Origin of the sequence: Vibrio sp. 10N.247.311.13 (assembly GCF_041467595.1) — a bacterium.
GTDB classification, from domain to species: domain Bacteria; phylum Pseudomonadota; class Gammaproteobacteria; order Enterobacterales; family Vibrionaceae; genus Vibrio; species Vibrio crassostreae_C.
Genome location: NZ_JBFSUX010000116.1, coordinates 1 through 3,346 on the forward strand (window position 1 = coordinate 1; position 3,346 = coordinate 3,346).

The 3,346-nt window shown below is 42.7% G+C and carries 2 protein-coding genes; one reads left to right on the forward strand and one right to left on the reverse strand.

The window, feature by feature from the left end; all coding sequences use genetic code 11:
• Positions 1-86: 86 nt before the first annotated feature.
• Positions 87-1,082, reverse strand: a complete 996-nt coding sequence (locus tag AB6E52_RS22825) for a LacI family DNA-binding transcriptional regulator (RefSeq protein ID WP_102319824.1) — start codon at positions 1,080-1,082, stop codon at positions 87-89.
• 546 nt (positions 1,083-1,628) lie between these two features.
• Here AB6E52_RS22825 and AB6E52_RS22830 point away from each other — a divergent pair.
• Positions 1,629-3,227, forward strand: coding sequence for a glycoside hydrolase family 16 protein (locus AB6E52_RS22830; RefSeq protein WP_102319823.1), 1,599 nt, complete (start codon positions 1,629-1,631; stop codon positions 3,225-3,227).
• The last annotated feature ends 119 nt before the right edge of the window (positions 3,228-3,346 follow it).

The following is a 3,346-nucleotide window of genomic DNA, read 5'->3' on the forward strand; positions in this document are numbered from 1 at the left end:
TTGTACGGTGGTGTGAGAGGACGGAGGCCGTGAGGCCTCCTCCTACTCGATTAAGTGTAAAAAATGGGGTGCTTGATATACAAAAATCAAAGCTTAGCCACGGACTCTCTTACAATCAATGTCGGGGTTAGTTTGTGCTTCAATGGGTAGTCGCGTTTATTAATTAACGATAAAACACCTTTTGCAGCTTCTTCTCCCATCTCATGAACTGGAAAGTCGACCGTCGATAAGCGAGGACGAATATGCTGGCTATGAGTATCGTTATCGAAGCCTACGACTGAAAGGTCTCGCCCAATAATGAGGTTTCGCTCTGCTGCTACGTCATATACAGCAAGCGCGATGTTGTCATTTTGACAGAAAATCGCGGTGATCTCAGGGTCTCGGTCTAACAAGCGTCGCGCAGCTTCGTGGTTGCCTTGATGATCAAAGCGTCCCTCTACAAACAGCCCTGCGTCGTATTCGATACCGAACTCTAACAAGGCATTTCGATACCCTTGAAAGCGATCTCTACTATCAACTTTACTCAACTGGCCTGTGATACAAGCGACTTTTTTATGGCCGTTCTCAAGTAAGTGCTTCGTTGCAAGGTAGCCACCAAGCTCATTATCAATGTAAATACAGCGATCAGAAATCTCAGGAATAAAACGGTTGAGAACAATCATTGTTTCACTGTCTTTCGCTATTTTGATCAGTTCGTCATCACTGAGCTTGTCTGAGTGAACAATGAGGCCATCCACAAGTTTAGATTGCAAAAACTGGATAGAATCGAGCTCTTTGGTTCGTGATTCCTGGCCACTTGTAACGATTAAGTGAATATTATTTTGGCGAACGGTATCTTCGGCTGTATGCATTAATGGTCCATAGAAAGGCCCATCAAGCGAACCAACTAGCATGCCAATGCTATTTGAACGACTGGAGGCTAGAGCTTGTGCAAACGCATTAGGCTTGTAGCCTAGTTGATCAATAGCTTTGAATACTTTTTCGCGATTGGCTTCCTTTACCGTAGGGTGACCATTTAATGCTCGTGAGACGGTTGATTGAGAAACTTGAGCAAGTTCAGATACTTCTTTAATGGTGATCAATGGTAGTGGCCTTATCTCTACAAGGAGTGAACTAAGCTATATTACCTTCGTGATCAATAAGAGCCTAGTAATCCAATGATTAATATTTAAAAACTCAGAACTGCTTAACGCTAAATTTGAAGGTTAAGCATACAAAGTAACGTCACGAATATTTCCATATACTCGTTCAAATATCAAGCAATCGCTTTCTTTGTGTTGTAATAAAAGTGAATCTGTTTTTCTGAACTTCGTTGTAAGCTAGAAAAAACAGAAGCCTTAGAATAAAGGGATTCTAGGGTGTTATGCAGATAATCAGGTCAAAAAATTCTTGAGAATCTACACAAACCACAACGAATTTTAGCAAAATGTGAAACCCAACAAGAAAGCGCTTTCTTAAGGTGAGCGTTGTCTCTTTTTTGAACTATGCACTTTTATATACTCATTTTGAAACAGTCGTGCATGGCATATTGGGTCCATGCTCGCGGACTTATTCATTTATCGACTTTCTGTTATGGGCTCCGATATTACGTGTCGCCTGCTTAGAAAGTCGTGATACAAGGAGTTGTAATGCAAGATCTAACCAATCAGGTAAAGATATTAACGTCTTTTATTTCTGCCGCTTTGATGTCTGGCTGCACGGCGATAGAGCTGCCGGTATCCGAAAGTGCTGACTTAGCTCAAACTGAAAAAGCGATTGTGCTATCCCATGCTCCAGTTACTTTAAGTTCAGACTGGCAATTGGTGTGGGAAGACCAGTTTGAAGGCGAGCAAATAAATAAACGTAATTGGTCATTAGAAGTGAACTGTTGGGGAGGAGGGAACAATGAACAACAGTGCTACACGGATGATCCTAATAACGCATTTGTTAAAGATGGCTTTTTACACATTGTCGCGCTGAAGCAAAGTCATACTGGGCCTGACAATGCCGAAGGTACGATTGGCGGAGCAACTAAAACACTCCCTTATACTTCTGCGAGGCTAAGTACAAGAGACAAGCGTGACACCAAATATGGCCGTTATGAAATCAGAGCAAAGTTACCCGGTGGACAAGGTTCATGGCCCGCGATTTGGATGCTGCCAACCGACAATAAATATGGTACATGGGCTGCTTCTGGCGAAATCGATATTATGGAAGCGGTTAACCTAAACACACTTTCAGATGCGGCGGGAGCGAAAAATGATGCTCTAGAGAGCCGGGTCTACGGGACGTTACATTACGGACGAAATTGGCCAGACAATGTTTATAAAGGGCAAGCCGCGACATTGCCAAATGGTGTGAACCCTACTGAGGGCTTCCATACATACGCGATTGAGTGGGAAGAAGGTGAAATTCGTTGGTATGTAGACAATATTCATTACGCGACTCAAACTCAAGAGGGCTGGTACAGCCAATATGAAGCGGAAGAAGGGAAACTCATTAATGCGAGTGGAGCAGCTCCGTTTGATGAAAAGTTTCATTTGTTATTGAACTTGGCTGTCGGTGGGGCGTGGTCAGCGAACGCAAATGATAAAGGCATCGACGAAGGTTTGTTTCCGAAAACAATGCTAGTTGATTCGGTCAAGGTATACCGTTGTAAGGTTGATCGTTGGAAAGGAAAAGGGTGTGCAAGTCGCTCTGAACATGCAATACAAGTGATAGGGCACGAAGCTCCAGAGATCTTAGCAACCGATGATAGTTATGCTGATGGACCAACGTTGGAGATTTTTACCGAAACTCTTAACGCAAGCTTGGCTTATGCAAGCTATGATCCATTGGATATTGTTGACTATCAAGAAGTGACCGAACCAGATCGTGGAACAGTGCTACAAGTGAATAAGAAAGAAGGATCAGGAAATATCTATTTTCGTTCTCCTGTAACAGATGTGACACATTGGCAAGAAACGGGTGAACTGGTCTTTGATTTGAAAGTTGAGAGTATGGCTGATGGGGTTGAACTATTGGTTAAGATGGACAGCGGCTGGCCGAAAACAAGTGACTATACCGTGCCGTTATCAGCAATGAATGAATGGAAGACGGTACGTATTCCAATCGCTGACATTTTAAAGAGAGACAACCGTTTTGCTGGTGGGAATCAAGCTGATCCAAAAATGATCACTAACCTTTTAGTGTTTGAGCCTCAAGGAGAAATGCGTTTTAAACTAGACAATATTCGATTTGAAAAGTAAGCGTTTTAACAAAAGGGTTTGAATAAAATTCTGAATATAAAGGGAACATACAATGTATGTTCCCTTTTTTATTGTGCGCCGAGCATGGCGTTGATCTAGGAGGTGAAAGTCCTCTACGG

Coding starts and splice junctions, on each gene's coding strand:
- AB6E52_RS22830 (WP_102319823.1), top strand. CDS start 1,629: ATGCAAGATCTAACCAATCAGGTAAAGATATTAACGTCTTTTATTTCT.